This window comes from Staphylococcus taiwanensis (assembly GCA_020544305.1).
In the GTDB taxonomy this organism is placed as follows: Bacteria; Bacillota; Bacilli; order Staphylococcales; family Staphylococcaceae; genus Staphylococcus; species Staphylococcus taiwanensis.
This window is the reverse complement of the sequence record CP058667.1, coordinates 1,736,165-1,763,013: the sequence shown is the minus strand read 5'-3', so window position 1 is coordinate 1,763,013 and position 26,849 is coordinate 1,736,165. Positions and strand designations below refer to the sequence as shown.

Genomic DNA, 26,849 nt, shown 5'->3' with positions numbered 1-26,849 from the left:
ATTTGAAAGTAGATAATATTGTTCAGTTCCAAGCAGGATTTAAAGGTATTACTGCTATGCAAACGGCCATAGTCAATCGTGTGTATGCAAAAGAAAAAGGTTTGAAAACAGTTTGGTATGCAGAGGTTGAGAATGCAGGTGGTTATAAATTCACACTTACAGATAACGATGACTTTGTGAGAGTTGATGAGCCATTCACACGTAAGGTGGACGTGAAGGAAGGACAAGACAATAATATACCTGACCATTATAAAGGTAGTGAAAATATAGATGTTATCGACTTCTTGTATCAACAATTACCATTCGAACAGTTCAAAGGTTTTATGAAAGGTAATATGATTAAATATCCAGTTCGTGCAGGTCGAAAAGATGATGAGCTAGCAGATTTCAAAAAAGCTAGAGATTATGCAGATAGATTAATCGAAAAAATGGAGGCAAAACAATGAAAATCAATATTGAAAATAATATTACAGCTGAACTTTTACTGCAAGGAGTTAAATTTCATAGAGAAACCAATAAAGATATAGAAGCGTGTAACAGAATAAAAGAATTAGAAGGGCTACTTGTAAATATAATAGGTTACTTAGGTTATCTCAGATATGAAACAACGACAGAATTCAAAAATGCGAGCGGTAAAGATATTAGAGAGAAGATCGATAACTTAATTAAAAGTGTTGAAAATGAAATTTACGAAATTAAAGAAGAAGAGGCAGAACAATGATCTATTTAGGCGGAGATATGTTGAGTATAGGACAACAAATGCGTCGTGAATGGGAGAAACAAGAGTTACAACGATTAGGCTTTAAAGTCTACGCACCACATGACGATAAGGACATCAATGATAAAGCTAATGCTAATCAAGATAAGTTAGCAGAACGTATCGTATTTAATGACACATTAGGCATGGAAACAAGCGATGTTATGATATTCGACTATTTACCACATGCACAAGGGACAATTTGCGAAATGGGTTATGCACAGCACCTTAAAAGAGCAAGTGAGAAGGACATTAAGATTTATGTTCAATGCACCGACATTAGACAAGGAACAGGACATATTTCGGAAGAACAAGATCGTGCAGAGTTCAGTATCAATCAATATGTGTATGGCGTAATCATGGATATTACAGACGGTAGAGGTATTCAAACGTTTGATGAGATATGTGAGGAGTTAGTCTCATGATACTTAGCGATACAATCAACCAACGCTATCGCTACAACACACAAGGCAAGACACCTACACAGATACAACAGGAATTACGCAAGCTAGGTGTCAACGGCTTTGTGGTTAAGGTGGCAGGAAGTAGAGTAACGATGAAAGTAGCACGGGAACATATGAATAAGAACAGGGAGTGTTTGAGATGATACCTAAATTCAGAGAGTGGGATAAAGAAAGACACGATACAGAATATGCAGAGGGTATGAGCTATGGTGAGCAAAAAGATTTTGATATGGGTTTTTCTATTTGGTTTGACCATATGGAAGATTTAGATTTAGTCAATGGTGACGGTAGCATAGATAGGGTTGTTATGATGTCGTCTGGTTTAAAAGACATGCGCGGTGTCGAAATATACGAAAAAGATATTGTCAGAGATATTTATGGAGATAAATATTTAATTGAATGGTTAGACGGAGGATTTGTCTTAACTGAGTTTTATATTGGTGGCTACGACCATTATAACATTGATGATTCGACTGAATATGAAGTTATCGGCAACATCTACGAAAACCCAGAGTTATTGGAGGGCGATTAAATGGTACATGATTCAAAAGAATACTACCAATTGCAATCAGAATACTGGTTTAACGAATGTTGTAAATGTACAAACGCATGCAATGAACTCATCGATGATATGGAAGAAGTGAAGAGGAAGGCAGAGGCGTGGATAGATTTAAAGAAAGAAATGGTTGAAATGTATCCAGTGTTAGTAAACGATGTTGAAATAACCAGTGGTGAATGCGAAAAAGGTATGTTGTATCAATTAGGTAAGCATTTAAGACGCATGGACGAACTCGACGGGACACATGAGTTTCAAAATTTATTAGATGATTTGGAGCGTGGTAGTGATGAGTAAGTGGCAAACGATTGAAAAATTAAAGAAGCATCACACAGTTAAAAATAAAAATTTAAAAGCGATTTTTATTGATGATAACAATGTTGAGCAAGTACAAAAGGAAACAGATTGTTTTTCTATATTTCCTAACAAAAAGTTACTTATTGGCGCTTTATCTTTTATCAGTTATCCGTGTTACATCATTTGGATAAACCCTACCTCACATGAAAGGTCAAAATATTACTTTACAGATGAATATGAATTCGAAGAGTATTTCAAATTTAAGGAGGAACAATAAATGACAAATAGATTAGGTCAATTAAAAACAGAAAACTTTGGCAGTTTAGATCAATTAGTAGAACAAGTACAACAATGGAGTATTGATAAAGATTTACACAATGGCAATTCAGATAGACAAGCACTTAAATTCTATGAAGAAGCAGGCGAAGTTGCATCAGCCTTATCTCGTGGTCAAATGGACGCATTAAAAGACGGTATAGGTGATACAGTCGTTACATTAATTATATTGGCACAACAACATGATATGACGTTACAGGAGTGTTTACAGTATGCGTATGACGAGATTAAAGGGAGAAAAGGGCGTACTATAAACGGTACTTTTATTAAGGAAAGTGATTTGAATGGTTAGAGTACATTCAAATGTTGATGGCTTCCCTTTAGCTGAAACGCCTACAAAAATGAAAGTTAATATTTTAGGACAAGTTTTTGGGAAATTAAAACCAGTTGAAAGAATTGTAAAAATAAGACCTAATGGTAAAAAAGTAATCTGTTACGATTGCGAATGTGAATGTGGTAACACCGTACTATTTCCTATGCAATATTTAACATCCGGAAGAAGAAAAGATTGTGGTTGTGTTAAACGAATTGTTCATTTGGATATTGTAGATAGAATATCTAAGGGTAATGATTACCACAAGAATTATAGACGTGAATATACAAAAACTGAGTTTGGTTTTTTGAATAAATTATACTATGCAATGGCGTCAAGAAACAGAGAAAAAGGGTTTGGAGAATTACCGTTCAGCGTGCAAGAATTTACTACAAAATTTATTAAACATTATTCGTTTGTGAAGCTATTCGAAAATTATAAAAATAGTGGGTTTGATAGAGGTTTAGCACCGAGTATAGATAGAATTAACCCTAATTTAGGTTATTTTTATGAAAATATGCAATTTGTTACTTCTAAAGAAAATGCAGAAAAAGGATTGCAAGAGTTTAAATTAGTTAAAAGTAGACCTATATCTATGTACGATTATAAAACTAAAGAGTTGATTATGAAATTTGATTGTGTAAAAGACGCTGTAACATACACAGGTTTACAACAAGGAAATATAAGTAAAGTTTTAAATGGCAATAGAAATAAAACGGGTGGTTATTATTTTGAATATGATCAGAAAGAAGATAGCGATGTACTAACTAAAATTAAACAAATGCTAGGTAAGGAGTGAAAGGAATGATTAAACGCATACTAAAAATATGGTTCATCATCGGAATGTATGAACTTAGTAAATATCTAACTAACGAACTTATCGTTAAGTTGCAGAGTGAAGACGATATTGATACTGCACCTAAGGACTTTGCTAGAGAGAGTGATCAATACGATATTAACGATTTGGCAGGTGGGTATTAACTTGTACAGTAAAGAGGCTATTATCAATATGATTGGTACACACAAAATGAAATGTAATGTTATTGCAGATGCTATGCCAGATTATGATAGCAATTCAATTGCACAATACGGTATACAAGCGACATTACCTAAACCACAGGGACAAAATAGTAGCAAAGTGGAAGATGTGGTGATTAAGTTAGAACGAACTAATAAACGTTATGCACAGATGTTACGTGAGATTGAATTTATTAATCAATCACAACAGAAATTAGGGCATGTAGACTTTTGTTTTCTAGAGTTACTCAAAAAAGGGTACAAGCGTGATGATGTGATTAAAAATTTGCCTAATTCTAAATTGAACAGAAATAATTTTTTAGCGCGACGTGATGAGTTAGCGGAAAAGATATATTTATTACAGTGACAAAAATGACGAAAATGACTGAAATGACACTATTTTGAAAGGGTAAAATTATTTTATATAATTGTTGTGTAAGCACTATCCACACGAACCCTCGTTTTGAGGTAGCTGGTTAGTTCTCAATGAAAGTGATTAAGTTTGGTAATGGTCGTATTGGCCAGCCACTGATTGCTTGAGTGCCTATCCGTTGGGTAGGTACTTTTTCTCCTTTCTGGATAAACTTGATTTTGCATTATTAATTACCTCCCATAGTGACTATTCGAGAGTAACTCGGGTAGTCTTTTTTTATTACAAATTTAAAGAGTATTTAACGTAAAGGCGTGTGATACAGTGAAAACAATTGATTAAATTAACACCCAAACAAGAGAAGTTTGTTTTAGGACTTATAGAAGGTAAAAGCCAACGCAAGGCATACATTGACGCAGGCTATTCGACCAAAGGTAAGAGTGGCGAATACTTAGATAAAGAAGCAAGTACACTTTTAAAAAATCGGAAGGTTTTCGGAAGGTACGAAGAATTGTGTCAAGAAGCTGCTGAGCAATCAAAATGGACACGCCAGAAGGCTTTTGACGAATATGAGTGGCTTAAAAACATATCTAAACAAGATATAAATAATAATGGTTTAAAGAAGTCATCAGCAGATGCATTTGTAGCTGGTTTAGATGGCATGAACAGAATGATGTTAGGCAATGAACAACTAACTAACAAAAAGATTGAAGCAGAAATTAAGATGCTTGAAAAGAAAATCGAGCAAATGGATCGTAACAATGAAACGAGCACCGAAGATAAGATATTACAATTACGTAAATCTATAAAGGATGTGTTGATAGATGAGTAGATTAGATGCACTATACACACCTAAACAGATTGATATATTAAAAAATACTTCAAAGCGTGATTGGTTTATGCTTATCAATCATGGTGCCAAACGTACAGGAAAAACAATATTGAACAACGATTTGTTTTTAGATGAATTAATAAGAGTTAGACAAATAGCTAATAAAGAAGGTGTAGAAACGCCTCAATATATTCTAGCTGGTGCAACGCTAGGAACGATTAGTAAAAACGTACTTGTAGAATTAACTAACAAATACGGTATTGAGTTTGAGTTTGATAAATACAATAGTTTTACTCTGTTTGGCGTTAAAGTGGTTCAAGTCGGACATAGTAAAGTAAGTGGCATTGCTGCAATACGTGGTATGACGTCGTATGGCGCATATATCAACGAGGCGTCTCTCGCTCACGAAGAGGTCTTCGATGAGATTAAATCACGTTGTAGTGGTTATGGCGCAAGGATATTAGTTGATACGAACCCGGACCACCCTGAACATTGGTTATTGAAAGACTATATCCAGAATGATGATCCGAAAGCTGGTATATTATCTTACCAATTTAAACTAGATGACAACACTTTCTTAAACAACCGTTACAAAGATTCTATTAAGGCGTCGACACCAACAGGAATGTTCTACGAACGTAACATTAATGGCGAATGGGTGTCAGGTGACGGCGTTGTATATGCAGATTTTGATTTGCAACTTAATACGATTTCAAAAGAAGAAATGGCGACCATTCCAATAAAAAAATATTTTGCAGGTGTAGATTGGGGATTTGAACACTTTGGTTCAATTGTCTTGTTAGGTCAAGCAATAGATGGAAAAATCTATCTAATCGAAGAATACGCTTATCAACACAAGTTTATTGATGAGTGGGTAGAAGTAGCGAAAATGTTAATAGGCAAATATGGAAATATTAACTTCTATTGTGATACTGCTCGACCTGAATATCTAACCGAGTTCAGACGTCATGGTATTAGAGCAATTAACGCAGATAAAGCCAAATTATCTGGTGTCGAAGAAGTTGCTAAACTTTTTAAACGTCGAGATTTAATGGTTGTTTATGAATCTATGGAAAGATTTAAACAAGAAATTTATAAATACGTTTGGAACGAAACAACTGGTGAACCTATCAAAGAGTTTGATGATGTACTGGATAGTCTCAGATACGCAATATATACACACTTTAAACCCGAAAGGTTAAGGAGGGCGAGATAAATTTGTATAAACTGATTGATGATATTAAAGCGCAAGGTGTACTGCCAAAGCATATAGAAGCCCTTATAGAGTCTCACAAAGACGATAGAGAGCGTATGGTTAACCTTTATAACAGATATAAAACACATATTGATTATGTACCAATATTTAAACGTCGACCCATCGAAGAAAAAGAAGATTTTGAGCGTGGCGGTAATGTTAGACGTTTGGATATATCTATAAATAATAAGTTAAACAATTCGTTTGATAGTGAAATTGTAGATACTCGTGTGGGTTATTTACACGGTGTGCCAATTACTTATGATTTAGATGAAAGTAACAAAACAAATGAGAGGCTTAAAGAGTTTATCACTGATTTTACTATACGCAATAGTATTGATGATGAAGATTCAGAAATCGGCAAGATGGCCGCTATTTGTGGTTATGGTGCTAGATTGACTTATATTGATACTAATGGTGACATTCGCGTAAAGAATATTGATCCTTTTAACGTAGTGCTTGTCGGCGAAAGTATTACAGAACCAACATATTCACTACGTTATTTTTATGAAGAAGATGACGACAATGGCACTGAGTATGTTTACGCGGAATTTTATGACGACACATATTACTACGTGTTCCGTGGTGATGGCATAGATGCATTGCAAGAAGTTGGTCGTTACGAACATCTATTTGACTACAACCCACTGTTCGGTGTACCTAATAACAAAGAAATGATAGGAGACGCTGAGAAAGTTATCCACTTAATCGATGCTTATGACTTAACGATGAGTGATGCGTCTAGCGAGATTAGTCAGACGCGTCTTGCTTACCTAGTATTACGTGGTATGGGGATGAGCGAGCAAATGATACAAGAGACTCAAAAGAGTGGTGCGTTTGAGTTATTCGATAAAGATATGGATGTTAAATATCTTACTAAAGATGTCAACGATGGTATGATAGAAAACCACTTGGATCGTATTGAGAAAAACATCATGCGTTTTGCTAAATCAGTTAATTTCAACTCTGATGAGTTTAATGGAAACGTTCCTATTATTGGTATGAAATTAAAATTAATGGCGTTAGAAAATAAGTGTATGACCTTTGAGCGTAAAATGACAGCAATGTTGAGATATCAATTCAAGGTTATTCTATCTGCATTAAAACGTAAAGGTTACAACGTAGATGAAAACAGTTACCTAAATCTTATATTTAAATTCACGCGTAATATTCCAGTAAACAAATTAGAAGAGTCGCAAGTGTTAATTAACTTAAGAGGGCAAGTATCTGAACGTACAAGACTAGGACAATCACAACTGGTCGATGATGTTGATTACGAGCTTGATGAGATGGAGCGAGATAACTTCGAAATAAATAAAAACATTCCTGATATAAATGAGGGAAACGACGATGGCAGAACGCAAGATAACCAATCAGAATGATATTGATAATTACATTGAAAAGTTAAATGCACAAGCTGAAAAAGAAATAGAAATATTATTTGCCAACCGTTTGAAAGTTATCAAACTGGAATTGGCAGATATGTTTGAAAAGTACCAGTCCGATGACGTTCATGTAACATGGACTGAATTTAATAAATATAATCGCTTAAATAAAGAATTGGAACGAATAGGACAAATGCTGACCGACGATTACAATCAAATAGCTAAAGCAATTAAACAGACTCAACATAACGCTTACATTGAGAAGTATATGATGAGTCTTTATTTGTATGAAATGGCTAGTCAAACATCTATGCAGTTTGATGTGCCTACTGCGTCTGTAATCAACAAAGCAATCGAGCAACCAATTGAGTTTATTAAATTGGTGCCTACATTACAAAAGCATCGCGATGAAGTGCTTAAAAAGATACGTATACACATCACACAAGGCGTTATGAGCGGTGAAGGTTATTCTAAGATAGCTAAAGCGTTACGTGATGATATAGGCATGACAAAAGCACAATCACAACGTGTAGCACGTACAGAGGCAGGTAGAGCAATGTCACAAGCCGGACTAGATAGTGCAAAAGTTGCTAAAGATAACGGATTTAAGATGAAAAAACGTTGGTCTGCTACTAAAGATACTCGCACACGTGATACACATCGTCACTTAGATGGTCAGTCGGTGGATATAGATGGCAACTTTAAATCTAGTGGTTGCGTAGGGCAAGCGCCACATCTATTTGTTGGTGTAGCTAGTGCAAAAGAGAATATTAACTGTCGTTGTAAGTTATTGTATTACATTGATAAAGATGACTTACCTGGTGTCATGCGTGTGCGTAATGACGATGGCACAACAGAAGTGATACCACACATGACATATCGTGAGTGGGAAAAACAGAAATGCAAAGGATAGCAACCTAACTGCTCGACCTGAAGTATGTCGCTAAACTGCTTTTTTATTATGCACTTTTCGGGCTGTTACGGTACGCAAAGGGCGAAAAAAAGGAGCAATGATATATGAATGTCGAGGATATTAAGTCGTACTTTGAAGAACATAAAGACGACAAAGACGTAAAAGAGTATCTAAGTGGACTTAAGACGGTGTCTGTTGATGACGTTAAAGGCTTTTTAGATACAGAAGAAGGTAAGCGATTTATCCAACCTGAATTAGATCGTTATCACACAAAAGGTTTAGAAAGTTGGAAAGAAAAGAACCTTGAAAACTTGATTGAAAAAGAGGTTCAAAAACGAAACCCTGAACAATCTGAAGAACAAAAACGCATCACGGCACTTGAACAAGAACTCGAAAAACGTGATGCAGAAGCTAAACGCGAAAAATTGAAAAGCTATGCGTTAAGCAAAGCGCAAGAATTAAACGTTCCATCTTCTTTAGTAGATAGATTTGTAGGCGAAAGTGACGAGGATACTGATGCAAACTTACAATCTCTGAAAGAAACTTTTGACAAACACATTCAAAAAGGTGTCGAGTCTAAATTTAAAGCAAGTGGAAGAGATGTGAGAGATGTTCAAGAAAATAACACTACACCTCCACATGTAAAGTCTATTGAAGAAATGGCGCAAGAAGTAAATATTAGAAAATAAAGTGAGGTTATAAAATATGGCAGTACCAAATTATACTCCGAGTAATGTAATTTTATCGGATTTTAAAAATGGTGTAATTCCTGAAGAACAAGGTTCTTTAATTATGAAAGATATCATGGCTAATTCAGCGATTATGAAATTAGCTAAAAATGAGCCGATGAATGCTCAAAAGAAAAAATTTACTTATTTAGCAAAAGGTGTAGGAGCATACTGGGTATCAGAAACTGAACGTATCCAAACTTCTAAACCAGAATATGCTCAAGCAGAAATGGAAGCTAAAAAGATTGGTGTAATCATTCCATTATCTAAAGAATTTTTAAAATGGACTGCGAAGGATTTCTTCAATGAAGTTAAACCTTTAATTGCAGAAGCGTTCTACAAAGCGTTTGACCAAGCTGTTATCTTTGGGACTGAATCACCTTATAACAAAGATACAAGTGGAAAACCGTTAATTACTGGTGCAGAAGAAAAAGGTAACGTTGTTAAAGATACAAATGATTTATACGTAGACCTTTCTGCTTTAATGGCAACAATCGAAGATGAAGAATTAGATCCAAACGGTGTGTTAACTACTCGTTCGTTCCGTAGCAAAATGCGTAATGCACTAGATGCTAACAAGCACCCGTTATTCGATGCTAACGGCAACGAGATTATGGGTCTTCCGTTATCTTATACAGGCGCTGATGTGTACGACAAGAAGAAATCGTTAGCATTAATGGGTGATTGGGATTATGCACGTTATGGTATTTTACAAGGTATCGAATATGCAATCTCTGAAGATGCAACGTTAACGACATTACAAGCGTCAGATGCATCTGATAAGCCAGTATCTCTATTCGAGCGTGATATGTTCGCGTTACGTGCTACAATGCATATCGCATACATGAATGTTAAACCTGAAGCATTCGCTACATTACAACCTAAAGGTGAAAATACAGGAGCGGGAGTTGGTACAGGTGAACAATAAAGCTGAAGTAATTAAAGTAAAATGCGATGGACAAGAGTTGGCAGTAACTCGTAAAGCGTTTGAAGCTTATTATAGTCATGTAGGCTTTGAAGAGGTTAAGAAACGTCGTTCAACATCTAAAAAGAACGGGTGATTGATATGACACTATACGAAGAAATTAAACTTCTTCTAAAAAGAAATGGTATAGAAATCAAGGAAGATGAAGAGTCGTTGTTCGTTATGGAAGTTGATGGCATTCTTGATGATGTTAAACATGTAACGAATAATGACTTTGTTGTTGATGGGCAAACTAATTATCCATATGCAATAAAAAAATATGTTGCAGATGTGATCGAATATTATCAACGCCCAGAAGTTAGAAAAGGATTAAAATCTAGAAGTATGGGGACAGTATCGTACACATACAATGATGGCCTTCCTGATTATATAAGTGACGTGTTAAACAGATATAAACGTGCTAAATTCCACGTTTTTAAACCCATAAGATAGGAGTGTTAATCGTGTTCGACCCATACGACGAGTTTCCACATGCTATTTCAAAAGGTCAAATTGAAGTTGTAGGCGATTTCAAGTTTAAAAAAGAGCGCTACAAAAGCGAAAAAATTATAAAAGGTTTTATGGATACGCCTACTACTTCAGAACAACTTAAATATCATCAAATGTCATCTGAATACGACAGAAACCTATATGTACCTTATGACCTACCAATAAACGATAACGATTACTTTAAATACGAGGGTAAAATCTTTGGTATTGTAGGTGAGCCTGTAGATCAAGGTGGCCAACATGAAATTAAGTTAATTCGACTTAAAGAGGCACCTTATGGCTAAAGTGAAATATGGTGCAGATAGTTTAGTCGTTGAGGTGGAACGGTACCAAAAAAACGTCGAGAAGTGGGCAAAAAAAGGTATAGCTAAAACCACAATGAAGATATATAACACTGCCGTAGCATTAGCGCCAGTTGACTTAGGATTTTTGAAAGAAAGTATTGATTTCAAATTCACTAATGGTGGTTTGACCGGTGTTGTTAGTGTGGGTGCCGATTATGCTATATATGTTGAATATGGTACAGGTATTTATGCGACGGGTCCAGGGGGTTCTCGTGCTAAAAAGATACCGTGGTTTTATGAAGACGCTGACGGTGAAGGTCATTTAACTTACGGTCAAGAGGCTCAACCTTTTTGGAACCCTGCTATTGACGCAGGTAGAGAAACATTCAATAAGTATTTTTCATAAAAGGCGGTTAAAAATATGTGGGTATCGGTTGAACCTGAACTTACAAGTAGATTATACGAAACATTAAAAACAGACCCTATCATTAACGAATTAGTTGGTGATAGGGTTTTTGATGTCGTTCAAGATGATGTGCGATCCCCATATATTGTTGTGGGTGAGAGCAACGTCACTAATAACGAAAGTAGTGCAAATATGCGTGAGACGGTAGGTATCGTCTTTCATGTATATTCGCAATATCCAACGCAGTACGAGGCCAAGCTATTAATTAGCGCGATTGGTTATGTGTTGAACAAACCAATTGAAATAGATAATTACGAATTTAGATACAGTCGAATTGATAGCCAATCAGTATTTCCTGATATAGATAGGTTTACTAAGCACGGCACAATTCGACTTTTATTTAATTTCAGACATAAAACTAAGAGAGAGGAAGTGTAAGCATGGCTCAAAAGAATTACTTAGCAGTAGTTAGACCAGCTAAAGATAAATTAGATCCAACTGATGCTTTGCTATTAGCTGACTTACAAGAAGGTGGCCACACAATTGAGAATGACTTGGCTGAAATCATTCGTGGCGGTAAAACAGATTATGGTGTAAATGCCGTTTCTGAAGAGTTTAAACTCACTATCGGTAATATTCCTGGTGACAAAGGAATTGAACAAGTTAAAAAAGCAATTAAAAATGGCGAACAACTGCGTGTATGGTTGTATGAACGTAACAAACGTGATGACGGTAAATATCATGGTGTATTTGCCTACACAGTGCCGGAAAGTTACGAAATGTCGTTCGATGATGAAGATAACAAAATTGAATTAACGTTAAAAGTTAAATGGAACTCAGCAGAAGGAACTGAAGCTAATCTACCACCAGAATGGTTTGAAGCAGCAGGCGCACCTACTGTTGAATACGAAAGTTTTGCAGAAAAAGTTGGTAGCTTTGAGGACCAATCTAAAGCTAAAACAACGAGTTCTTAATATTAGGGGGCATCTGTCCCCTTATTTTTTTATATAAAATTTGAAAAGAGGTATACATTTTGACTGAATTTAATCCAATTACAACGCTTACAATCAATGATAATGAAGTAGAAGCTAAAGCATTATTTGCGTTTGACATTAAAGCAAAGAAGTTTGCAGAAGATACAAAAGATAAGGACGGCAAAACGGTTACTACACCTGGTTTTAATGTGATTTACAACGGTATTTTGGAACGTGACACGGTTGCTATTGCTAACTTTTGGGAGTGTGCTACTGCATATCTAGGTAAAAATGCACCTTCTAGAGATGAAATTGAAACAGCTTTAATTGAAATCATTGAAGAAAAAGAAGACACACTCGAATTATTACAAGGTGCTTTAGATGTATTAAATAATAGTGGTTTTTTCAAGCAAAAATCTCGAGGGTTCTGGACGCAAATGAACAAAGCGCCTCAAATGGCGAAGGGCGAGGACAAAGAAACAACGAAAGCTGGTATCGAGTTAATGAAAGAGAACTACAAAGAAATCATGAACGTGGAACCTTACTCAACTATTCAGAAATAAGACAATTAACGAGTAGGTTTATAGGTTATCTACCTGATAATGAGTTGATGATGATGACACCTAACGAATGGAAAGATTGGATAATAGGTGGTCAAGATAAATATTTAGATCAGAAAGAGTTAATGATACAAGTTGCACAAGCTAATGGCCTTGTACAAGCTGGTAAATCATTAAAACGAATGACTAGAGATATTGAACGTCAACGATTTGAAATACGCAACCCTGGTAGTTATGAACGTATTAAACGAGCAGAACTTGAACATGAAAAACGTAGACGAGAGTTATTCAAATCAGGTACTAAACGTTGGCTAGAAGAACAAAAACAGAAAGGAGAGTGAATAAGTGGATAAAAATTTTATGGTTCGTATCATGGCTAATATACGTGATTTTCAGAACAACGTTAGAAAAGCGCAGACTTTAGCTAAAACATCTATTCCAGATGAGATTGAAACTGATGTGAAAGCCAATATCAGTAAATTTCAGCGTAACCTTCAAAGAGCCAAAGCAATGGCGCAACGTTGGCGAGAGCATAAGGTGGAAATCGATGGAGACACCAACCCTATTAAGCGCGCAATATCTTTTGCCAAAGCAGAATTGCAAAGATTACGCGATAAACAAGTCGATATCAAAGGTGATAATGACAATTTAAAGCGTGCAGTAATAAGCGCTAAAGTAATGTTGGCATCATTACATGATAAAACGGTACACGTTAACTTTGATACACGGGGCATGACAAGAGCGCAAGTATTAACTAAAGCGTTAGGTAAGTCTTTAGATGAATATGGCAATAAAATGGACGCTTTAGCTACCAAAATAAGAACGTTTGGCACTGTCTTTAGTCAACAAGTCAGAGGGCTAATGATAGCTAGTATTCAAGGCTTAATACCTGTTATTGCTGGTTTAGTACCAGCGTTAATGGCTGTATTAAATGCAGTTGGCGTGTTAGCAGGCGGTATATTAGGTTTGGCAGGTGCATTTAGTATCGCTGGTGCAGGTGCTTTTGCGTTTGGTGGTATGGCAATTAGTGCTTTGAAAATGCTTAAAGACGGCACACTGCAAGCTACCGCAGAAACTAGACGATATCAAGCGTCTTTAGATCAAGTTAAATCTACTTGGGAAAGTATCATTAAACAAAATCAAGCGCAGATATTTAATACTTTAGCTAACGGTTTGAACACAGTTAACGTTGCTTTAAGCCGTATGAAGCCATTCCTTGCAGGCGTTTCTAAAGGTATGGAACAAGCGTCACAGAGCGTCTTAAAATGGGCTGAGAACAGTCAAACAGCTAGCAAGTTCTTCAACATGATGAACACTACTGGCGTTAAGACGTTTAACACATTATTAAGTGCAGCAGGACGATTTGGCGATGGTTTAATCAATGTATTCACTCAACTGGGTCCATTATTCTTATGGACTGCTAAAGGTTTAGATAACTTAGGTAAGAAGTTTCAAAACTGGGCTAATAGTGTTGAAGGACAAAACGCTATTAAGTCATTTATTGAATACACAAAAGAGAACTTACCTAAAATAGGTCAGATATTCGGTAATGTATTTGCTGGTATCGGCAACTTAATGAAAGCATTCGCTCAAAACAGTTCTAACATTTTTGATTGGTTAGTCAAAATGACTAGCAAATTCAGAGAATGGTCTGAGCAAGTTGGTAAATCAGAAGGCTTTAAAAAGTTTGTGCAATACGTACAACAAAACGGACCGGTGATTATGCAATTAATTGGCAACATTGTACGTGCATTAGTTGCATTTGGCACTGCTATGGCACCTATTGCAAGTGTGATTTTACGTGTGGTAACTGCGTTTACTGGCTTTATCGCAAAATTATTCGAAACACATCCGGCTGTTGCTAAGATGGTTGGTATTGGTATGATACTAGCCGGCATTATGTGGGCATTACTAGCACCAATTATTGCGGTTAGTACGTTTATAAGCAGTGGTTTCGTTGCTGCGTTGATACAAGCGGTTGGACACATAGGAAGATTTCTAGGTGCTGGAAGAATACTTCAAGGTATTTTAAACATCTTACGTGGTGCATTTAGCTTATTAGTTAGTCCAATAGCTAATATAGGCAGATTATTACCATTATTAGGCACTGCATTTAGTGCTTTAACTGGACCAGTTGGCATAGTCATTGGCGTTATATTAGCTTTAGTCGGTGTTATCGTATACTTGTGGAAAACGAATGAAGGCTTTAGAAATATGATTATCAACGCTTGGAACGGTATTGTTTCTGCAATTAGTGGCGCAGTAAATTCTATCATTAACTGGTTTACTCAATTGTGGGCATCTATCCAACAAACATTACAACCTATCATGCCATTACTACAACAACTAGGACAACTGTTCATGGAAGTTCTAGGTGGTTTGGTTATGGGTGCCATTCAATTAGTGATAGGTGCGTTCCAGTCTTTATGGCTTGCCGTATCAGTGATATTTACTGCGATAGGTGCAATTGTTTCTTCAGTAGTTCAATTGCTCGTCGGCTTGTTTACTGCGTTTATTCAATTGTTAACTGGCGACTTTAGTGGCGCGTGGTTAACTTTACAAACTACAATACAAAACGTAATGATGACCATTTGGAATGCGATTGTTTCAATTTTCACTCAGATTTCCGAATTTATATTCAACACGCTAAATTCTATACTCGGTACGAATATCACAAGTTGGTCTCAAATTTGGTCGGCAATCGTTCAATATGTCACTCAAATTTGGAATAGTGTAACGCAATGGTTTGGACAAATGGCACAGTCCGTTTGGAACAAAATGGTACAAGCCTATAACTATGTTGTATCAACTGGTGCGCAATGGGTAAGTTCTATCATAAGCACTTTAGCCAGATTTGTATCATCTGTGATTAGTGGTTTTATCAGAGTGGTATCAGCTGTTGCATCATATATGGCTCAAGCGTTATCAAGAGTGATATCTGGAGGCGCACAATGGGTATCTTCAATTATTAATGCAATGGCTAGATTTGTACAAAGTGTAATAAGTGGCTTTATCAATGTGGTTAGTCAAGTACAGGCAGGAATGTCACGGGCAGTTAACGCAATACGCAACTTCTTCAGTCAATTTTCAGAAGTTGGACAGTATCTAATGCAAGGTTTAGCAAACGGTATCAGAGCCGGTATTGATTGGGTAGTAGACGCAGCTAAAGGTGTAGCAGAACGTGCAGTAAATGCAGCTAAAAGTGCATTAGGTATTGCGTCCCCTTCTAAAGTGTTTAGAGGCATTGGGGAGTATGTATCTCAAGGATTAGGAATGGGTATCTTAGCTGACCAACACAAAGCAGTGAATGCAGTCCGTAGTGTAGCTAGTAATTTAACTGAGGCATTTGCCCCAGAATTATCAACAGACCTAACAGACAGTTTAGGCGGTTCGTTAAATGGTAGTGTGGACGCTCACATGACTAAAGATGTACAACACAGCATGCAAGAAAATAATCGACCTATCGTTAATATAACTGTGCGTAACGAGGGTGATGTTGATTATATTAAATCTTACATTGAAGAACAAAACGGTAAAAACAATAGTATGGGCTTGTAAAGGAGTGTTATTATTGATTGCTCACGACATAGAAATAATTAAAGATAATAAAAAGTATAAAGTCAGTAATAACACTTTTACTGGCTCAGTTTTAGAAGTAGTATCCTATGACGTTAAAGGTTCAGGATATGATCGTGAATACAGTACAGTTAATGGCGCGCAAGGTAGATTTTTTAACTCTGTCTATGAAGAAAAGAAAACAGTTAGTCTCAGATTGCGATATCAAGTAGACAAAATGGCTCAAGTGACACATCTTAAGTCAAATTTACAAGCATTATTACGTGGTCATTATTATTTGCGTGAATTATCTACACCGGACACATCTATTAAATATGAAGATATATTCAACACGAAACCTCAAGAGTTTGAACTTGATTATGTAGACGGTAGACAAATTTTTGTTGGTCTAGTTAATGCGATTTCAATCGATACTACGCAAACGGCTGGTGAGTTTGAACTTGAATTTGAAACCATTGAGCTACCTTATTTTGAAAGCATCGCATATAGTACTGATTTAGAAAGTGAAAGTAGAAGTGTTGAAAAATGGGCGGTATCGGATAACTTACCGTTTAATGTAAATGATAATAAACGTAATTATACTTTCCACGATACAAAAATATGTAATGTTTATTATGCAGGTACGGTTGAAATCAATCAAATTAATCAAGATAGCACAGTTGAAGTGACTTTAGCGGAAAACGTATCTAAAAATGATAAAAACGGCACTACTTTTTATATGGTTGAAAGTGGTGATGTTATTAATATCAAAGGCTTAGAGTTGAAAGCGGGCGATACTATCAAATTTGACGGTATTCACACTTTTAGAAACGGTTTAAACATTGATGCCTATAATGTGAGCCGACGCAACCCTACTTTAATACCTGGTTGGAACACGTTTAGAAGTACCAAATTGATGCAAAAAGTCGTGTTCAAACACAAAGAATATTACATGTAGGGGTGACGATATGACGGTATTACTAAAAACATTACAAGGTTACGGTCAAAATCTACCAGTCGAAACCGAACTGAACATTAAATTATCGGACACAGATAGTACGTTAACAATTGTAATTGACGAAAATAAGGGTACGTTTGATGCTATTGGTGCGATTACAAAAATGTGGACGATAACAGGCGTTGCTGGTCCTGAAGATGAAAACGAGTATCGCATTGTAATGCTAGATAAAGAAACTCGAGGTCAAAAAAGCAGATTAACGATAAAAGCTAGACCAGTAGAAATTGACGACCTAAACAATAATCGTATTTACGAAATTTATAACGGTAGTTTTACTGGCAAAGCATATTTCGATTTAGTTTTTAAAGGTACAGGATACAAATATAACTTACATGCTAAAGTATCATCTTCGAAATTTGAAAATCTTGGTAATTGCGATACAAATCTTGATTTATTTAAAAAAGGTTTGGAACGATATTCACTAGAATATGAATATGACGCAAAAACTAAAACCTTCCATTTATACGATTACATCGAATACAAACCAGAGTATTGGATAAAAGCAGGTGTAAACGCTAATAATATCAAAATACAAGAAGATGCTACTAAATGTTTTACGTTTATAAAAGGTTTTGGTGGTTATACAGATCAACAAACTTACAATGAGGCGAGTTTGCAATTTGAATATACATCACCGTTAGCTGATGTTATCGGCAAAAGACATGCGCCACCTGTTCAAGATGGAAGAATTACAAAAGAAGATACTTTAAAAAAGAGTATGGAAAAGGTTATTAATGATAGTATCAAAACATCTGTAACACTCGATTTCGTTTTATTAAAAAAGTATTTTAAAAATGCTATACCTAGGGTTGGCGATGTTGTTAAAGTGATTGATGATTTAATGGGCTTAAATGTCGATTTAAGAATTATCGAAATCACAACCAAACGTGACATAAATGGAAATATCATAAAAATGGACTTGGTACTAGGTGAATTTAGATTGCAAGATAGATATGTAAAAGCGGTTGGTAAAGCTGCTAAATATGTTACTAACCTAAAAACAAATAACCCTGCTAAAACACAACAAGAAATGCAATCTCAGACAAACGCCAATACAAAAACTACACAAGATTTATTGGGTAAAACAGATGATTTACAAGCGAAACTCGATAAAGCAAATGCCAAAAGCGTAACTACTTCAAACGGAACAATTGTACATGATTTCTCAAGCAAATCTAGTATCAAGAAGGTTAAAACCATAGGTACAATTGGCGATAGTATTGCTAAAGGGTCATTAGCAAAAAACAACTTTACTCAACAATTAGCTAAAAAGATTAAAGCAAAATATACTAATCTTGCTGAAAGTGGCGCTACCATGAGTGATATTTACCAACAAGCTACTAAAATCAAAGGCGATTTAATTATCATACAAGGTACTGATGATGATTGGGTCAAAAACATAGATATAGGCACTGATAAAACGGATACTAAAACGTTTTACGGTGCCTTTTATAGTGCAGTAGAAATTATCAAAAAGAATAACCCTAAAGCGAAATTATTGGTAATGACATCTGCAAGACAGTGTTATATGGAAGGTTCTAAAGTTAAACGTAAAGATACTGATAAGAATGATAAAGGTAAAACTTTGATTGATTACGTTAACGTACAAGTAGATATTTGTAACGACTTAAATATACCTGTATTCGACGCTTACCGATATGAAGGTTTTAAACCATACAGTCCAGCTTTTAGAAAATCTAGCATGCCTGACGGCCTTCATTTTAATGATAAAGGGCATGAAGTGATTATGTACGAATTAATTAAAGATTACTATCAATTTTATGATGAATAAGGAGGTTGTGTATGTTATCCGAATTGAAAACAAAACTACATTCGTTATTTGGTTCAGATTTTATATCTCAAGTCGAACAAAACTTTGAAACAATAAAATCATGGGCTGATAAAAAAGATAGCGATTACCAAAACCATGTTACAAATCAAAAGAACGCTCACAAATCATCACAAATTAAGCACACAATAAAAAGTGGGCAAGATGTTAATTTACAGGACCATGAACGTTATCAAGACGAGCAAATTACTAACTTAGTGCTTGGACATAACGGTGACGGAGTTCAAGAGTTGAGAGCGAGTAGAACATCGATGGACGCACAAAACTTTGATGACCTATCCAATCGTTTATATCACGATTTTTTACGTGAGAATAACGAAAGAGAAAAGTTACGTGCCGAATTGCTCAAAAAGATACAACGTATTGTAAATGTAGATGACTTCGGTGGTGACCCAACTGGTCAAAAAGACAGTACAAAAGCTTTTCAAGACGCGTTAGGCACTGGCAACGTACTTGTAACGATGAGTGCAGGTACTTATTTAACAACTGGTATCAAAATGCCTAACAACTCAAGATTAGTCGGACAAGGTAAAGACATCACCACTATTAAATTTATGGATAGTACACCAGCTGAGAACATTGGTATCACTAACTTAAAAATGAGTGGTAATGCTAAAAATATTAGTTTAGAGAACTTTACATTTGACGGTAATAAGTTTAGACAAGATAAAAAACTCAAACCTACTGGTGGTTCACGTTCAAGCAATATTCGATTTGCTGGTGTAACGAATGGTTACATTTACAACGTTAAATCGCATAGCGCTTTATTACATTGTATTGACGTAACTTATGCAAATGATGATTACTACTATGAAGGTGATGGAAATAGAGTTCCATACGCATTAGAAAGTAAACATATTCATATTGATAATTGTGAAACATACGCTTGTGGTGATGACTCTATCACTACCCATCATTCACGTTATATCACGATTACTAATTGTTATGCTCATCATCCAACAATTACTGGTGGGAATAACAACGGTATTGAAATTGATGACGGTTCACAATTTGTGTTCTTATCAGATAATAGAACAGAAGGTAACTTCGGTGGTGTTGAAATCAAAGCCCATGCACCTGCAAGTGCACCAAGATGCGTGTTTGTAAATAATCATTTATCAATTGAGGATACAAGAGCTTATAACATTAGACATATTGGCCACCACAGAGCAAAAACGGACGCTAAATCTAAAACAGCCTATGATGTATCATTAAACAACTGCGTGGCTCTACGACCTAAATACAACGGCGTATATCCAGGTACAACGCCTAGAGCATTGTTAACTAGTGCTTACAAAAACGTTTCGGTTAATAATTTTACCGCTATCGGCGATAGTGATTTTAGTAAATTAGCAAACGGTAAAACTGACAGTAATTTACCTGCTATCGCGGTTCAGTTTATGTCTGAAAACGTAATTCTTAACAATATTACAGTTACTGGTTTTACAACTGCCGGTCAAGATATTAAATTCTTCGGCGGAGATAATCGAGGCGAGCGTTTTATTTTAAGTAATGTTAACATCTACAATTCATCACCTAAAGTTGGTATTGCGAGTGGTGGTGGAATTTACGATTTAAAAATTATCAACGGTAATTTAAAAGGTCGTGGCACAGGAAATGGTATTGAAACATACAACAATACAACTATGATAAGTGGTATTACTGCAGATAACTATTCAAACGCCGCAGTTATTGCAAACGAAAAGTATAAAACAGTACCTACCGTATTAAAAGGTGGCTTAAGTGCAGGTTCAACAGGTTCTGCTGCGGTAGATCCTCGAAGTGTAGTTTTAGCAACAACTGGTAATAGTAGAGCGTATAGCCCACGTTCATTCGTTTTAGGTTCTGGAATGAGTTCTAAAGCTTATGGGTCACGAAGTGGAGTTATTAATTCGTTATCATCAGAAACATCTAAAGAGAGCCATACGCAAACGGTATTCAATAGTAGAAATGTAAAATCGCCTGGCAGTTACAGAGTGGTTGCAGGTTACTCTAGTACAGGTAAACCTTCTACCGCAAACATTAAAGTAGATCTTAACACGTTACATGGTAACCTTAACTTAGCTGGTAAATTAACGCAAAATAACGCCGATATCGCAGAGTTGTTTGAAAGTCAAAGTGGTAAACCTATTGAGTTAGGTACCATTGTTACTTTAGACGGTGATAAAATCAGAAAAGCGCAACCGAACGATGAACCGATTGGTGTTATATCGGGTACTGCTGCACTTGTGGCCAACGATAAAACATATCATCATAAAGATAGATATTTACAAAATGAGTATGGCATGACGTTGACTAAGCGTGTTCAAAGAGAATTTGAAGATGTAGACGGCAACACAGTGTTTGAATGGCGAGATGAACCAATCGAGAACCCTAATTATAATGAAGATTTACCTTACGTATCACGTTCTGAACGTCCGGAATGGAATACAGTAGGGTTAATTGGTCAAATATATACAAACGTCGAAAAAGACGTCATAGCAGGCGATTTAATCAATGGTAAAGCTGGAATTGGATATAAAGATAATGTGAACGGTAAAGGGCGTGTAATGGCCATTACAACGCCGTATAATGAAGAACGCGGTTTTGCGATTGCATTAGTATTGTGGGGTGTTAAATAATGGAATTAGAAAAAGTGGCTAAAATTGATTTAGAAGAAGAAGCGTATTTAAAACCGATATCGGATAGGGGTATCGGTTTTTATAATTTAGATAAAAATACAGCACAGTTCCAATTTAGGGTAACAAAAGATAATCTACCCTTACTAATCAGTACAAACAATGTTAAAGGGTACGCTTTTTTTAGACAGATTACTGTAAAAAATGGTGATAGACCTTCTACATCTGGCGTTTTAGATGTTGAATTTATCGACCCTATGACAGGTTTGATTGGTGTAACAGTGCCACCTTGGTTTTTGAAAAGTGTTACAAATTCAACGGTGTTAGGTGAGATTTATCTATCGCTCAATGATTATAAAAATGAAGATAAAGACGATACAGTCGTTTTAGGTACTTTCCAATTTGAAGTGAAAGATAGTTTGGTTAATCAAATTAGTAGCGATATCAAAGTGAGTTACATTCGCATGTTTGATGATTTGCGTGACGAATTAGAAAAGAAAGTAGAACAACTCAAAAAAGATATTGGCAGCACTCAAAGTTTGATAGATACAATCAAACAACTATCTACAAGCGCAACACAAGCTATTCAAAAAGCAAAAGATGATAGCATCAATTTAATCAATACAAATAAAACTGATGCTTTAAATAACATAGAAGAGCAAACAACGTTATCTTTAGCACAAATTGATAGTAAAAAGAATGATGTACAAAGTGGTTTTGAAGTTGCTAAAACCGCGTTTCAAAACTCAATAGATCAAAACACACAAACTTTTGACGCAAAGGTAACAGATGCTAATAACTTGATTGATGAAAAAGTAAACGACTTTCAAACGAATGGTGCTTTAACTAAAAGCGATGTAGATAACCTTATGGGTAGTTATGATTGGCAAAAAGTTGCATTGACACAAGATAACGGTGCAACGATACCTATTTACGATTTAGATTTTGATGATCCTACACAAATTACTAAATCTGGTTTTTATTACTTGTATAACGCTACAAACGGACCAGCAACTAAACGAAATGGTATGCTTATCGTAATTTACACAAATGCAAATTATATGAAATTTATATACACTCCATACGATTCAAATGAGGTACACATTCGCACAAAATCAGGAGACTGGTTACCATGGCAATCGATAAACGATTTTAAAGATACGGGTTGGATAAACTTACCTTTAGTCAATGGAGCGTATGCTAACACTGAATATACAGATAGAAATGGTTATCCTTGCTCATACAGAATAGTAACTCAGAATGGTGTAACAACGAACCATTTACGTATCAACGCTAGCAACCTTTTTAGCGGTCAAATATTCGCAAGATTGCCACAAGATATGGTTAAAAACGCGCAATCATTTTCTGTCAGAACGCCGACAGGTAAACCGGGTTGTTTTTTAGTTATTAACCCTACTGGCGATGTCTTGTTTTATAAATCATCAGTTACTGGAGATTGGACAGAAAAAGATTATATCTACGCTCAGGTAAGTTGGATAAATTAGGAGTGATATTTTGAAAATAGTTTATTTATGGAAAAACGGACAACCGGTCATTGTAACGATGAATGAAGAGGGCGAATATGAGTACCCTTCTGAGAAATGGACGGAAAACAAACCAGATGACGGTATGTACACGCCGATTTACTTTGACGGTCAGAAATGGATAGGCCAGTCAAAAGAGGTTTTTGAAAAAGAATTGCCACCTGAACCGATTGACGATAAAGATGTTCTTATCGCTAATCTGTCGGAGCATTTACTAAACACACAATTAGAAATCGAAAACGTCAAAAAAGATATGGCTACCGTATTAGAATTATTGGTTGAAAAAGGAAGTGTTGATGATGTACAGAATAGTTGAACGATACTATAAAATGGGGTTATTCCCGTTAGAAAAAGTTAAGCAATCTGTTACAGTCAAATGGATAACAGTAGATGAATATAAAGAAATTACAGGTCAAGATTACGAACCACTAGCTGAATAGCTGGTGGTTTTATTTTGGATAAAAGCAGGTGTTATATGAAAAACAATATGAAAGATTTGACACTGGCCGAAACCATAGCAGCAATAATGGTTTTTAGTTATGGTTTTAGAGAGTTTTTAAGAGGCTTCTTTTGGTTCAAAGAACAAGATGACGTTTTAGATGATAGTTCTTTTTATCTAGCGTTACATCATATTATGCCTATTTGGGGTTGGGGAATTGTTGTGATGTTTGCAGGTTTAATCGTAATGATTTCATCAATATTCCTTGCATCAAGTGATCAAAACACTAAATTTAGCAAACTTATTACATTGGGTGGTTTTTTGTCAGCTATTCTTTATTTTTTGATGACCAGTGCAAGTATTTATCACTCAATCAACTGGTTAACCACTGCGCATATGGGGCTAATGTCAGCAACAGGTTTTGTTGCGTCCTTTGTTGGAGGTGCTGACTTATATGCCAGACGAAAATAATTATGTACTACGTCATGAGTGGGTCAAATCAAATGGCGATATTTATGAAAAGATTAACGAAAATGATAAAAAGAACATCAAAGAAATAGGCGAGTTAAAAACGAAAATTGAGACGCAAACCACTTTACAACGGCAAACCTACGAAGCTCAAAAAGAGACTAATTACAATATCAAAGATTTAACAAAAGTTATGACCAACGTAGGTAATGAAATGACTGATATTAAGTACAAAGTCATGTCTCATGACGAAAAAATAGAAACTATTCAAGGGACAATAGAAACAAAACAAAAAGGTAGTGTTCAAATCATTGTAGCGCTCATAGGTTTGGCCGGTACTTTAGTGGGCGCTGCCTTTGCGTTTGCACAAGTCTTTTTTTAAGTCGACTTTAACTAGTCGGCTTTTTATTTTGGAGGTGGATAAATGGGATTACCAGACCCGAAAAAAAGGAAACCTACTGCGTCTGAAGTTGCAGCATGGGCAAAAGCGACTATAGGAAAAAGAATAGATTTACCCGGGTCCGGAGGAGGTCCACAATGTTGGGACTTACCAAACTATATATTCGAAAAATACTGGGGTTTTAGAACATGGGGTAATGCAGTTGATATGGCTTATTACAAATACCCCAAAGGCTTCAGATTTATAAAAAACACGCCTGATTTTGTCCCTTTACCTGGCGATATCGCAGTTTGGCACCCCGGTAACGGTATCGGGTGGGCAGGGCATACAGGTATTGTAGTAGGTCCTAGCAACAAAAAAACGTTTAGATGCGTGGATCAAAATTGGGTCCACAAAGAATATCCGCCAAACTATAATTGGGGAAGCGCAGCAGCATACGTAACGCATAGTTATACAAGCGTTACAGGTTTTGTGCGTCCAGCTTATCGAAAGGAAGTTAGAAAGGCGGGGACTAAACACGAAACGACCAAACCTAAAACGCCGACAGACGTTAAACCGGAAATTAAGCCACAAGATAGCTCTAAAGATGTTACGTCAACTGGCGATGCTAAAAAACCTCACTTTAAAGAAATTAAAAAAGTACAATATACTGACTTTCTATACTCTCTAGATAAAGAGTTAGAATACAACGACCATTTAATCGTAGATGACGGTAATTTGATGAGCAAGCCTAAAGGTATATACATCAAAGAATGTCCTCATTTGCGCGATGTTGAAGAGTTGTATCTGCAACGTAATAGATTTGTCAGCAAAGATGAATATCCACACGTTTATATTGACCGTGAACAAATATGGACGCCTAGACCACCTGACACAGAGGCACCCTCACATCCAGGTTGGTTAGTGATAGAAGTTTGTGGCGCACAAACAGAAAGTAAACGCCAATTCATGCTAAACCAACTACAAGCGTTGATATACGGTGTATGGTTGATGAGTTGGTCAAAAATCAAATTATCAGAAAGCACAATTAAAGCAGACCCTAATATTTGGCGTTCGATGAAAGATTTAATCGATTACGACATGATAAAGAACGGCATTCCTGACGAAAGTAAGTACAAAGAAGTTGAGAGTAAAATTATTGAAATGTACCTCAAAAAAGATAAGTTACTAAAAGAGAAAATAGTAACAACTACAAGTACAAAAATAATTAAAATTAAATCTGACAAAGAAGCTAAAACAACTAAACCGACAGTTACTACGCCATCTACTTCTAAATCTAAAAAAATTACGCCACCAAAACAAACTAAAGCTAAGGTTACAGTAGAAAAGAGTGGATTTACATTTACTCAAGCACTTAACTTACAAATGAGTAGAGGGTACCCACAAAAAAGTAATGGTTATAGTTGGTACTTCCCTAGCCGTTCAGCTGTTAGTGCAGCAATGAACCCTACATCTATATGGAATAGTTCATCACAACGTTACCAGATGCTTAATTTAGGTAAGTATCAAGGTATTAGCGTATCAAAATTGAACGTTATCTTAAAAGGACGTGGAACGTTATCAGGTCAAGGCAAGGCGTTTGCAGACGGTTGTAAAAAATATAACATTAATGAGATATATTTGATTGCGCATGCGTTGCTGGAAAGTGGTAATGGTACAAGTAACTTTGCAAGTGGTCGTTATGGTGTATATAACTACTTTGGTATAGGCGCTTATGATAACAATCCTAACAATGCTATACCTTTTGCACGTAGAAGAGGTTGGACAACACCGGCAAAAGCTATCATCGGTGGCGCTAAATTCGTTAGACAAGATTACATCAACAAAGGGCAAAACACATTATACCGTATGCGTTGGAACCCTAAAAACCCTGCTACACATCAATATGCAACAGACATTCGTTGGTGCGAACATCAAGCAAGCACAATATACAGTTATTACAAAAAAATAGGGTTAAAAGGACTTTATTTTATACAGGATAAATATAAGTAAGGCTATTCACTGACAGTGGGTAGCCTTTTAAAATTAAAAGAGGTG

The 26,849-nt window shown here is 35.9% G+C and carries 34 protein-coding genes; all 34 read left to right on the top strand.

Going from position 1 to position 26,849, the window contains the following annotated elements; genetic code table 11:
• Positions 1-56 precede the first annotated feature (56 nt).
• The 34 genes from HYI43_08345 to HYI43_08180 all read left to right on the top strand — a co-directional run bounded on the left by HYI43_08345 (position 57) and on the right by HYI43_08180 (position 26,804).
• Positions 57-446 (top strand): DUF3310 domain-containing protein, encoded by a 390-nt coding sequence (locus HYI43_08345; GenBank protein UDI79294.1) that lies wholly within the window; start codon positions 57-59, stop codon positions 444-446.
• The gene (locus HYI43_08340; protein UDI78553.1) at positions 443-721 is read left to right on the top strand and encodes a hypothetical protein; all 279 of its coding nucleotides are present in this window, start codon (positions 443-445) and stop codon (positions 719-721) included. The genes HYI43_08345 and HYI43_08340 overlap by 4 nt, the downstream gene beginning before the upstream one ends.
• The gene (locus tag HYI43_08335; protein ID UDI78552.1) at positions 718-1,182 is read left to right on the top strand and encodes a nucleoside 2-deoxyribosyltransferase; all 465 of its coding nucleotides are present in this window, start codon (positions 718-720) and stop codon (positions 1,180-1,182) included. The genes HYI43_08340 and HYI43_08335 overlap by 4 nt, the downstream gene beginning before the upstream one ends.
• A 178-nt stretch (positions 1,183-1,360) precedes the next feature.
• Entirely contained in the window at positions 1,361-1,753 is a 393-nt protein-coding gene (locus HYI43_08330) for a hypothetical protein (GenBank protein UDI78551.1), read from the top strand.
• A gap of 99 nt (positions 1,754-1,852) precedes the next feature.
• Positions 1,853-2,074, top strand: coding sequence for a hypothetical protein (locus HYI43_08325; GenBank protein UDI79293.1), 222 nt, complete (start codon positions 1,853-1,855; stop codon positions 2,072-2,074).
• Complete coding sequence (locus tag HYI43_08320; GenBank protein ID UDI78550.1) at positions 2,064-2,351, top strand: hypothetical protein; 288 nt, start codon at positions 2,064-2,066, stop codon at positions 2,349-2,351. The genes HYI43_08325 and HYI43_08320 overlap by 11 nt, the downstream gene beginning before the upstream one ends.
• On the top strand, positions 2,352-2,702 hold the full coding sequence (locus HYI43_08315; protein ID UDI78549.1) for a hypothetical protein: 351 nt from the start codon (positions 2,352-2,354) through the stop codon (positions 2,700-2,702).
• On the top strand, positions 2,695-3,522 hold the full coding sequence (locus HYI43_08310; protein UDI78548.1) for a hypothetical protein: 828 nt from the start codon (positions 2,695-2,697) through the stop codon (positions 3,520-3,522). Before HYI43_08315 ends, HYI43_08310 begins: the two co-directional genes overlap by 8 nt.
• 5 nt (positions 3,523-3,527) lie before the next feature.
• Positions 3,528-3,704: a regulator gene (locus HYI43_08305; protein ID UDI78547.1), complete on the top strand. Its 177-nt coding sequence runs from the start codon at positions 3,528-3,530 to the stop codon at positions 3,702-3,704.
• A 1-nt stretch (position 3,705) separates the two neighbouring features.
• Positions 3,706-4,107, top strand: coding sequence for a hypothetical protein (locus HYI43_08300; GenBank protein ID UDI78546.1), 402 nt, complete (start codon positions 3,706-3,708; stop codon positions 4,105-4,107).
• A 337-nt stretch (positions 4,108-4,444) separates the two neighbouring features.
• Entirely contained in the window at positions 4,445-4,942 is a 498-nt protein-coding gene (locus HYI43_08295; protein ID UDI78545.1) for a terminase small subunit, read from the top strand.
• Positions 4,935-6,158, top strand: coding sequence for a PBSX family phage terminase large subunit (locus HYI43_08290; GenBank protein ID UDI78544.1), 1,224 nt, complete (start codon positions 4,935-4,937; stop codon positions 6,156-6,158). Before HYI43_08295 ends, HYI43_08290 begins: the two co-directional genes overlap by 8 nt.
• Entirely contained in the window at positions 6,155-7,579 is a 1,425-nt protein-coding gene (locus HYI43_08285) for a phage portal protein (GenBank protein ID UDI79292.1), read from the top strand. Before HYI43_08290 ends, HYI43_08285 begins: the two co-directional genes overlap by 4 nt.
• Positions 7,548-8,495, top strand: coding sequence for a phage head morphogenesis protein (locus tag HYI43_08280; protein UDI78543.1), 948 nt, complete (start codon positions 7,548-7,550; stop codon positions 8,493-8,495). The genes HYI43_08285 and HYI43_08280 overlap by 32 nt, the downstream gene beginning before the upstream one ends.
• A 104-nt stretch (positions 8,496-8,599) precedes the next feature.
• Positions 8,600-9,184 carry a DUF4355 domain-containing protein gene (locus HYI43_08275; GenBank protein ID UDI78542.1) on the top strand — a complete coding sequence of 195 codons (585 nt, stop codon included), beginning with the start codon at positions 8,600-8,602 and terminating at the stop codon, positions 9,182-9,184.
• Between the two features lie 16 nt (positions 9,185-9,200).
• A complete protein-coding gene (locus tag HYI43_08270) occupies positions 9,201-10,151 on the top strand; it encodes a phage major capsid protein (GenBank protein UDI78541.1) in 951 nt (316 codons plus the stop codon).
• Entirely contained in the window at positions 10,141-10,284 is a 144-nt protein-coding gene (locus tag HYI43_08265; protein UDI78540.1) for a hypothetical protein, read from the top strand. Before HYI43_08270 ends, HYI43_08265 begins: the two co-directional genes overlap by 11 nt.
• 5 nt (positions 10,285-10,289) lie before the next feature.
• Positions 10,290-10,640: a phage head-tail adapter protein gene (locus tag HYI43_08260; GenBank protein ID UDI78539.1), complete on the top strand. Its 351-nt coding sequence runs from the start codon at positions 10,290-10,292 to the stop codon at positions 10,638-10,640.
• Positions 10,641-10,651: 11 nt separating this feature from the next.
• Entirely contained in the window at positions 10,652-10,981 is a 330-nt protein-coding gene (locus HYI43_08255) for a phage head closure protein (GenBank protein UDI78538.1), read from the top strand.
• Positions 10,974-11,387, top strand: a complete 414-nt coding sequence (locus HYI43_08250; protein ID UDI78537.1) for an HK97 gp10 family phage protein — start codon at positions 10,974-10,976, stop codon at positions 11,385-11,387. The genes HYI43_08255 and HYI43_08250 overlap by 8 nt, the downstream gene beginning before the upstream one ends.
• A gap of 15 nt (positions 11,388-11,402) precedes the next feature.
• Positions 11,403-11,825, top strand: a complete 423-nt coding sequence (locus HYI43_08245; protein ID UDI78536.1) for a DUF3168 domain-containing protein — start codon at positions 11,403-11,405, stop codon at positions 11,823-11,825.
• Between the two features lie 2 nt (positions 11,826-11,827).
• Positions 11,828-12,361, top strand: coding sequence for a phage tail protein (locus HYI43_08240; protein ID UDI78535.1), 534 nt, complete (start codon positions 11,828-11,830; stop codon positions 12,359-12,361).
• Between the two features lie 59 nt (positions 12,362-12,420).
• On the top strand, positions 12,421-12,924 hold the full coding sequence (locus tag HYI43_08235) for a hypothetical protein (GenBank protein ID UDI78534.1): 504 nt from the start codon (positions 12,421-12,423) through the stop codon (positions 12,922-12,924).
• Between the two features lie 47 nt (positions 12,925-12,971).
• Positions 12,972-13,262 carry a hypothetical protein gene (locus tag HYI43_08230; protein ID UDI78533.1) on the top strand — a complete coding sequence of 97 codons (291 nt, stop codon included), beginning with the start codon at positions 12,972-12,974 and terminating at the stop codon, positions 13,260-13,262.
• A 4-nt stretch (positions 13,263-13,266) separates the two neighbouring features.
• The gene (locus tag HYI43_08225; protein UDI78532.1) at positions 13,267-16,479 is read left to right on the top strand and encodes a terminase; all 3,213 of its coding nucleotides are present in this window, start codon (positions 13,267-13,269) and stop codon (positions 16,477-16,479) included.
• A gap of 13 nt (positions 16,480-16,492) precedes the next feature.
• Positions 16,493-17,434 carry a phage tail family protein gene (locus HYI43_08220; protein ID UDI78531.1) on the top strand — a complete coding sequence of 314 codons (942 nt, stop codon included), beginning with the start codon at positions 16,493-16,495 and terminating at the stop codon, positions 17,432-17,434.
• 10 nt (positions 17,435-17,444) lie between these two features.
• Complete coding sequence (locus HYI43_08215; GenBank protein UDI78530.1) at positions 17,445-19,286, top strand: phage tail protein; 1,842 nt, start codon at positions 17,445-17,447, stop codon at positions 19,284-19,286.
• An 11-nt stretch (positions 19,287-19,297) separates the two neighbouring features.
• Positions 19,298-21,964: a peptidase G2 gene (locus tag HYI43_08210; GenBank protein UDI78529.1), complete on the top strand. Its 2,667-nt coding sequence runs from the start codon at positions 19,298-19,300 to the stop codon at positions 21,962-21,964.
• Positions 21,964-23,466 carry a BppU family phage baseplate upper protein gene (locus tag HYI43_08205; GenBank protein ID UDI78528.1) on the top strand — a complete coding sequence of 501 codons (1,503 nt, stop codon included), beginning with the start codon at positions 21,964-21,966 and terminating at the stop codon, positions 23,464-23,466. The genes HYI43_08210 and HYI43_08205 overlap by 1 nt, the downstream gene beginning before the upstream one ends.
• 10 nt (positions 23,467-23,476) lie before the next feature.
• The gene (locus HYI43_08200; protein UDI78527.1) at positions 23,477-23,821 is read left to right on the top strand and encodes a hypothetical protein; all 345 of its coding nucleotides are present in this window, start codon (positions 23,477-23,479) and stop codon (positions 23,819-23,821) included.
• Positions 23,805-23,945, top strand: a complete 141-nt coding sequence (locus HYI43_08195; GenBank protein ID UDI78526.1) for an XkdX family protein — start codon at positions 23,805-23,807, stop codon at positions 23,943-23,945. The genes HYI43_08200 and HYI43_08195 overlap by 17 nt, the downstream gene beginning before the upstream one ends.
• A 35-nt stretch (positions 23,946-23,980) precedes the next feature.
• Positions 23,981-24,415 carry a hypothetical protein gene (locus HYI43_08190; protein ID UDI78525.1) on the top strand — a complete coding sequence of 145 codons (435 nt, stop codon included), beginning with the start codon at positions 23,981-23,983 and terminating at the stop codon, positions 24,413-24,415.
• Positions 24,399-24,794 (top strand): hypothetical protein, encoded by a 396-nt coding sequence (locus HYI43_08185; protein UDI78524.1) that lies wholly within the window; start codon positions 24,399-24,401, stop codon positions 24,792-24,794. The genes HYI43_08190 and HYI43_08185 overlap by 17 nt, the downstream gene beginning before the upstream one ends.
• Positions 24,795-24,836: 42 nt before the next feature.
• Entirely contained in the window at positions 24,837-26,804 is a 1,968-nt protein-coding gene (locus HYI43_08180; protein UDI78523.1) for a glucosaminidase domain-containing protein, read from the top strand.
• Positions 26,805-26,849: the final 45 nt, after the last annotated feature.

Excerpts from the sequence above, each read along its gene's own strand:
- HYI43_08345 (UDI79294.1), top strand. The coding sequence starts at position 57 with ATGCAAACGGCCATAGTCAATCGTGTGTATGCAAAAGAAAAAGGTTTG.
- HYI43_08340 (UDI78553.1), top strand. The coding sequence starts at position 443 with ATGAAAATCAATATTGAAAATAATATTACAGCTGAACTTTTACTGCAA.
- HYI43_08335 (UDI78552.1), top strand. The coding sequence starts at position 718 with ATGATCTATTTAGGCGGAGATATGTTGAGTATAGGACAACAAATGCGT.
- HYI43_08330 (UDI78551.1), top strand. The coding sequence starts at position 1,361 with ATGATACCTAAATTCAGAGAGTGGGATAAAGAAAGACACGATACAGAA.
- HYI43_08325 (UDI79293.1), top strand. The coding sequence starts at position 1,853 with ATGGAAGAAGTGAAGAGGAAGGCAGAGGCGTGGATAGATTTAAAGAAA.
- HYI43_08315 (UDI78549.1), top strand. The coding sequence starts at position 2,352 with ATGACAAATAGATTAGGTCAATTAAAAACAGAAAACTTTGGCAGTTTA.
- HYI43_08310 (UDI78548.1), top strand. The coding sequence starts at position 2,695 with ATGGTTAGAGTACATTCAAATGTTGATGGCTTCCCTTTAGCTGAAACG.
- HYI43_08305 (UDI78547.1), top strand. The coding sequence starts at position 3,528 with ATGATTAAACGCATACTAAAAATATGGTTCATCATCGGAATGTATGAA.
- HYI43_08290 (UDI78544.1), top strand. The coding sequence starts at position 4,935 with ATGAGTAGATTAGATGCACTATACACACCTAAACAGATTGATATATTA.
- HYI43_08280 (UDI78543.1), top strand. The coding sequence starts at position 7,548 with ATGGCAGAACGCAAGATAACCAATCAGAATGATATTGATAATTACATT.
- HYI43_08275 (UDI78542.1), top strand. The coding sequence starts at position 8,600 with ATGAATGTCGAGGATATTAAGTCGTACTTTGAAGAACATAAAGACGAC.
- HYI43_08270 (UDI78541.1), top strand. The coding sequence starts at position 9,201 with ATGGCAGTACCAAATTATACTCCGAGTAATGTAATTTTATCGGATTTT.
- HYI43_08260 (UDI78539.1), top strand. The coding sequence starts at position 10,290 with ATGACACTATACGAAGAAATTAAACTTCTTCTAAAAAGAAATGGTATA.
- HYI43_08250 (UDI78537.1), top strand. The coding sequence starts at position 10,974 with ATGGCTAAAGTGAAATATGGTGCAGATAGTTTAGTCGTTGAGGTGGAA.
- HYI43_08245 (UDI78536.1), top strand. The coding sequence starts at position 11,403 with ATGTGGGTATCGGTTGAACCTGAACTTACAAGTAGATTATACGAAACA.
- HYI43_08240 (UDI78535.1), top strand. The coding sequence starts at position 11,828 with ATGGCTCAAAAGAATTACTTAGCAGTAGTTAGACCAGCTAAAGATAAA.
- HYI43_08230 (UDI78533.1), top strand. The coding sequence starts at position 12,972 with ATGATGATGACACCTAACGAATGGAAAGATTGGATAATAGGTGGTCAA.
- HYI43_08215 (UDI78530.1), top strand. The coding sequence starts at position 17,445 with ATGACGGTATTACTAAAAACATTACAAGGTTACGGTCAAAATCTACCA.
- HYI43_08210 (UDI78529.1), top strand. The coding sequence starts at position 19,298 with ATGTTATCCGAATTGAAAACAAAACTACATTCGTTATTTGGTTCAGAT.
- HYI43_08205 (UDI78528.1), top strand. The coding sequence starts at position 21,964 with ATGGAATTAGAAAAAGTGGCTAAAATTGATTTAGAAGAAGAAGCGTAT.
- HYI43_08195 (UDI78526.1), top strand. The coding sequence starts at position 23,805 with ATGTACAGAATAGTTGAACGATACTATAAAATGGGGTTATTCCCGTTA.
- HYI43_08190 (UDI78525.1), top strand. The coding sequence starts at position 23,981 with ATGAAAAACAATATGAAAGATTTGACACTGGCCGAAACCATAGCAGCA.
- HYI43_08185 (UDI78524.1), top strand. The coding sequence starts at position 24,399 with ATGCCAGACGAAAATAATTATGTACTACGTCATGAGTGGGTCAAATCA.
- HYI43_08180 (UDI78523.1), top strand. The coding sequence starts at position 24,837 with ATGGGATTACCAGACCCGAAAAAAAGGAAACCTACTGCGTCTGAAGTT.